5 protein-coding genes and 2 pseudogenes are annotated in these 5,631 nt (G+C 42.1%); 6 read left to right on the plus strand and 1 reads right to left on the minus strand.

Annotated features, from left to right (window positions below; all coding sequences use genetic code 11):
* Positions 1-716: 716 nt before the first annotated feature.
* Positions 717-1,177, minus strand: a pseudogene (locus AZ66_RS26030) (transposase); the annotation flags it as partial.
* 107 nt (positions 1,178-1,284) lie between these two features.
* On the opposite strand from AZ66_RS26030, the gene AZ66_RS26035 reads away from it, so the two are divergent.
* The 6 genes and pseudogenes from AZ66_RS26035 to AZ66_RS31655 form a co-directional block, all read left to right on the plus strand.
* A complete protein-coding gene (locus tag AZ66_RS26035) occupies positions 1,285-1,884 on the plus strand; it encodes a TetR/AcrR family transcriptional regulator (RefSeq protein ID WP_044357527.1) in 600 nt (199 codons plus the stop codon).
* 30 nt (positions 1,885-1,914) lie between these two features.
* Positions 1,915-2,466: a YqeB family protein gene (locus AZ66_RS26040; protein WP_231587060.1), complete on the plus strand. Its 552-nt coding sequence runs from the start codon at positions 1,915-1,917 to the stop codon at positions 2,464-2,466.
* Complete coding sequence (locus AZ66_RS33950; RefSeq protein WP_442950325.1) at positions 2,429-2,593, plus strand: CysS/YqeB C-terminal domain-containing protein; 165 nt, start codon at positions 2,429-2,431, stop codon at positions 2,591-2,593. Before AZ66_RS26040 ends, AZ66_RS33950 begins: the two co-directional genes overlap by 38 nt.
* Positions 2,594-2,983: 390 nt before the next feature.
* Positions 2,984-4,051, plus strand: a complete 1,068-nt coding sequence (gene rsgA, locus AZ66_RS26045; RefSeq protein WP_044357528.1) for a ribosome small subunit-dependent GTPase A — start codon at positions 2,984-2,986, stop codon at positions 4,049-4,051.
* Positions 4,052-4,065: 14 nt separating this feature from the next.
* Entirely contained in the window at positions 4,066-5,064 is a 999-nt protein-coding gene (locus AZ66_RS26050; protein ID WP_044357532.1) for an aminoglycoside phosphotransferase family protein, read from the plus strand.
* A 343-nt stretch (positions 5,065-5,407) separates the two neighbouring features.
* Positions 5,408-5,631 (plus strand): annotated as a pseudogene (locus tag AZ66_RS31655) (hypothetical protein); the annotation flags it as partial.

Consider the following 5,631-nt stretch of genomic DNA (forward strand, 5'->3'; position numbering starts at 1 on the left):
AAGGCAATGAACGATACGCTGCCTACGTGATCAGACTATTTCAAGGATTTTAGAGGGCGGGAAACGGATGCTTTTTACCTCCTGAAGCCAATGGAAGCTAGCAGTGTGTTAGATAAAAAAGCATTCCACCAGGTTTCCAAGCTGAATTCGATTCGTTATTGTCGGCTGCGCTGAAATCCATTATTAACAAAGAGGAAACGCTCGACGATTCGGTTGCCGAGCTTCAGATCAAGCGGCAAGAAATGTTAGATCGATTGCGGTAAACCAGGTAGGGGCAAAAGTGAATTAAAAAGGCTCTTCGCTATATTGGATGGGTAAGAAGCCTCCATCTGGCCGCATTTTATTTCTGATTTTATTCTTAAATTATATTCAGATTATGTTAAGTTGAATCTTATTTATTCAATGTTAGCATAAAAGTAGAACTCATCAATTCATACATAGGAGCAAATGAAATGAATCTAAAAAAAGAAATTCTAGCATCTATGAGCGTATCCAGTATGTTAGTTGCCGTGGCAAGCCCGATTTAAAGATTATTATTTTGTTAAAGGCAAAGAGACGGTATTGCAAGCAGCGTTGGATGCTGAAAAGAAACCCGTGTACATCAGATCGAGCAAATAGACGTAAACTGTATTCGTTTTGCAGTAGTCTCATAAGAGAAAAAAGCAGTCTATCCTCACTTGAGGAATAGGCTGCTTTTGCTCTATTAGCTTTACCATCCGCTTTGCGTTTACAACAGCTGGACAGACGACGAAATCGGCGTCCTTGTTATATTCGAAGCCTTCGCTTACGTTTATGCCATTTGCTGTTGTCTGTTCGAGCAACGCCAACAATTGCTTACCGTCGTCGGTGCTTCCCGGTGTCACCTCTAGGGCGGTAATATTTCTTCTTCCGTCATTGCAATATGTTCTTTGTACCCAAAAAACGATTTGGAACTGCTCTTCCAGCCGAAGCGCGCATCTGGGTCGATGGCTAAGAGAATCCCCTTATGTGAGAGTTGCCGCTCGTCCTCGACAATCTGCTTAGCGATGCCAAGTTTATCGCTCACCGCACCTTCATGATCTGGCAAGAGCTCCTCTACCGTCTGGCCAAGCTGCGCCAAATAGGCCAGCATGAATTGCTCGGCATCCGCTTGCTCACTTTTGACGGATGGTAGCTTAGGGAGTTTCTTCTCCAGCTTGGGAGACACTTGGCCTAATGACAGTACCTGAATTTATGTGCAAAATAAAATTGATTGATCGACCAAATTAAAAACAAACGACCAATTAAATAACGGTGGAGGTTCTGATGGAAGACAAACAATCTTTTATTGCCGAAGCACGAAGAGAACAGATTATTCAAGCATGCATTAACACACTTGAGGAACTCGGCTACGCCAATGTCAGTTTAACCAAAATCGCTAAAACAGCAAAAGTAAGTACAGGGTTAATTTCGTATCATTTTTCTGACAAAATGGATTTGATTAACCAGACCTTGCTGTACTTGCTTAACAAAAAGTTGGATTTCATTAGTGAAAAGGTGGTTCAAGAAGAAACACCTAGTTCACAATTGAAAGCCTATATTGGAGCCAGCTTGGCTTATCAAGTAGCCAACTATAAAAATAATATCGCATTAATTGAGATTGTATTTAATGCTCAAAACGAAGAAGGAATTCCTTACTATAGGGCCGATCATGGAGAAGAAGAGGATCCATTACATTCATTGCTCAAAGATATTCTAATCGAGGGACAACAAAAACAAGAGTTTTCGAATGAGTTTGATGTTGAAATGATCTGTGTTGTGATTCAAGGTGCGATTGAAGAAAGTATGCTTAAGCACAAAAATTCCTTTAGTTTTGAGAAGTACGCTGATGAGCTAACTAAATTAGCCTTGAAAGTCGTCTTGTAACATCCATTAAGGTTGGAGGTAACAATCATAATGAATAACAATACATCCACAATTGGTATGGGCTTCTTGGAAAAATGGATTGCAGCATTTTTTCCTTTTGTGTTAGGAACGATAGGCTGGTATCTTCCAAAGTTGTTGGAATTCGCAAAAAGTATACCTTTCTTTTCCGATTCAAAAGTCATTAAACTTTTACTTTCATTCAGCCCGTTTTGGGCATCTATGATCTTGATGATCGCAGGAGGAGTCATAGGCGTTCTCTTATCACTAACAGTCTATAGTGAAGCATTGAAAATGAGCATAAGAGATCAAGAAATACGGATCAATAAAGATAATATAGAAAAGAGAATTAGTAAATCTGAGATAAAGGAAATCTTTATGGAAGATAATATTGTCGTTATTACGGGAACAAAGGGACAAGAGCTTTTGAGTGAAAAGACAGACATCAAGAAGGAAAAAATACGAGAAATCTTCCTGTATCATCATTACCCATGGAGTGAACAGGATCCGTATAAAGATGAATTCAATCTTTGGACCTTGGATGATCATGCATGTGGAGAAAAATGCGAATGCTATCTTATATGAACGTCGAAATGCAATTAGGGAAGGGGATAAGAAAAAGGCCACAAATTTAAAAATGGACTTACGCGAACTAGGAATCGTTGTGAAAAATCAGGGCGAGGATCAATATGTACGAAAGATCAAATACTAATTTCCTATTGATTTCCACAAAGGTTTATGTAAAACTATAGAAGTGAAATTGTAATTCCACTTTTTCCCTCGAAAGGAGATGTTTTAAATGGCTGCTTATATGGTATTGGTGATTTTAACTTAGCCGAATATCGGGCGTAGTAAATTCCAATCTTTGATTATAGCTTGGAATGAGACAATCGGGAATATTACCCGTGTTTCTTTGCTATGCCGTAAACAGTAACCTTTCGTGAATACTGCTGTTAGCGGGATACGATGTAGGTCGTATCCCTTTTTGATTATAAGCCGACTTTTGGCTTGTCGCCGCGAAACAGCAGCTTCTTAGGAGGCTGCTTGTTCGCGGTATTTTTATGCCCAAAAACAACTTTAATTTTAGGAGAGGATCGGCTCAATGATTGATATGAAACAATACGGCTATATCGAAGCCGAAACGCCGCCGATAGGATTAATACCTGGAAGGGTTACGGAACTTCAGCGGGACCAATATACCGTCATCACCGAACAAGGAGAAGTGACGGCTGTATTAAAGGGTGCATTCTACCACTCTGTGGGGACTCGAGAGGAGTTTCCGTGCGTTGGCGATTTTGTATTTCTACAATACAACGAAAGCGGCGCTTCGCGCATTGCCAAATTGCTGCCTCGCCGCTCGAAATTTTCACGCGCTGATTATTCGGGACACGCAGCAGAGTATGTCAAAACCATTCTTGAGCAAGTCGTAGCAACGAATTTTGATTACGTATTTATCGTGTCGTCCCTAAACTGGGATTTCAAGGTCAGCCGCATTATGCGTTACCTGACACAGACACGGCAAAGTGGTGGCCAGCCTGTCGTAATCTTAACAAAAGCTGACTTGGTCCCGGATTTCAGCGCACCGTTAGCTGAGGTTCAGAAAACCGCCCCTGGTGTGCCGGTACACGCAGTTTCCAGTCATACCAGGAGTGGCTTAGACGAGTTGAGTGAATATCTGCAACCAGGAAAAACCGTGGTATTCCTCGGCATGTCCGGCGTTGGAAAATCCTCGCTGCTAAACGCATTGATGAATCAGGATGTAATGACTGTCAAGGGTATCCGCGAGGCCGATAGCCGGGGTCGGCACACAACAACGCATCGCCAGCTTTTCATGCTTCCTTCAGGCGCGATGGTTATTGATACGCCGGGAATGCGTGAACTTGGGTTGTTCGGTGCGGACGACGGGATCAGCGCGGGATTTCACGATGTGGAGAATTTATTCACACAGTGTCGCTTCAGTGACTGCCGCCATCAGACGGAGCCGGGCTGCGCAGTTCTTGCCGCTCTTGCCGATGGATCATTGGCGCGAGAACATTGGGAGCGTTACCTTGGACAGAAGCGTGAAAATAAGTTTGTGGACGATAAATCGGGGTATCTCATAAATAAACGGGCGTGGCAAAAGTCGATTGCCATGCAACAAAAGGGTAAAAAAGGAGGACACAAGAAATGAACAACCATGATGAAATGTTTGTAAAACCCGAAATACTGGTGAATGTTGTGAGTAAAATGCTCGATAAGACGATAATCCGTGCAGATTATCAACTCAAAGAATTGCAAGGCGGGACATTAGGAGATGTTCGGCTTGTAACGGGTATGGCTGAAACTTCCGACGGTGAAAATCTGCCGTATAAGGTAGTTTGGAAAACACAGAAAAAATGGGAGCGTTATGGTGATCCGGATTCATGGCGAAGGGAATACGATTTCTATGCATCGGATTTCAACAAGGTTTTCTTCGATTCGTTCCGTTGTCCGGATTGTTATCACGCCGAAATAAATGGCGATGAGATACAGCTATGGATGGAATATATTGATGGTGTGTCAGGCTTACATCTGACCTCCGAAATGTATGAACGTGCAGCCGAGGAATTGGGGCGGTTTCAAGGCAAGCTGTACGCTGAACGACCAAACGTATTGCAGAATTTGACCAATTTAAGCAAGGTTGAGTTTATGAAAAACTACTATCTGCGGTATCGGTCATGGAATGTTTTGTATGATTACATACGCTCCGACGACTGCGAAATTCCGAAGCACCTATGTAAAATGCTCATAGACTTTGATAACAATGTGGACGAAATATTCAGTCGCATTGAAAAGCTGCCAATCGTGCTATGCCATAGAGATTTTTGGGTGACAAACATATTCTACTCGGACAGTAAAATCGTACTGATCGACTGGGATACCGCCGGATGGGGGTACATGGGCGAGGACATCGCGAGTTTAATAGCGGACGAAGCGGATGTCTGTCATATGGTTGAATACTACCAAAAATGCGTTCCGGCGTATTACAGAGGTTTTTCGGAATATGCGGATGTGTCCCATATCTCAGATCATTGTATTTATGAACTAATCCTTGCTATGTTCGGATACAGACTTGTGGAGTGGTATAAATTCGCTGAGTCGCCTGAAGATAAATCAATGCACCTTAATACCTTGCAAAAAATCTATGAGATGAGAAATTTGTAGATCCTGTCTAATAAATCCTTCTGCTATGGAAATGGCATTCGCCTGCTTCGTAGCATTAGGATTTTTTTGTTCAGGCAAGAACATTGCCACATTCATGATGAGATGAATCAATCGGATTGTCAATAGAAACATACAGCTTATATTGTGAGTTTGTTTTTTTATTAAAAGCAGAATAAAGATGAAATTGAAGCAATAGAGATAAACGGTGTTATTTAACAAATGTAAAAAAGTGGTATAAAACAGCATCATTTTAGTCTGAAATCCATTTAATACTTACCAAGATGGATACGCCAGCATGTAAATGCTAGCTATGCATACATTTCATTTGTTCTAGGAGGATTTGATGAGAAAACTTAAGAAGTCACTTCAGGTATTATCTCTTATGGTGGTAACAGCGGTTGTAGTAGCTGGCTCGCCATCTTGGGCACTAGCCCAAACTTCAGAGCCAGTCATCACACCATCGGAGCCAGTCATCACGCCAACAGATCCAGGCGTCACACCATCAGAGCCAGTCATCACACCAACAGATCCAGGCGTCACACCATCAGAGCCAGTCATCACACCAAC

Source organism: Paenibacillus sp. E194 (assembly GCF_000935845.1).
Classification (GTDB): Bacteria; Bacillota; Bacilli; order Paenibacillales; family Paenibacillaceae; genus Paenibacillus_B; species Paenibacillus_B alvei_B.

Bases quoted from the DNA above. Each gene is read 5' to 3' on its own strand.
- AZ66_RS33950 (WP_442950325.1), top strand. From the start codon at position 2,429: ATGCATGTGGAGAAAAATGCGAATGCTATCTTATATGAACGTCGAAAT.
- AZ66_RS26035 (WP_044357527.1), top strand. From the start codon at position 1,285: ATGGAAGACAAACAATCTTTTATTGCCGAAGCACGAAGAGAACAGATT.
- AZ66_RS26040 (WP_231587060.1), top strand. From the start codon at position 1,915: ATGAATAACAATACATCCACAATTGGTATGGGCTTCTTGGAAAAATGG.
- AZ66_RS26050 (WP_044357532.1), top strand. From the start codon at position 4,066: ATGTTTGTAAAACCCGAAATACTGGTGAATGTTGTGAGTAAAATGCTC.
- rsgA (WP_044357528.1), top strand. From the start codon at position 2,984: ATGATTGATATGAAACAATACGGCTATATCGAAGCCGAAACGCCGCCG.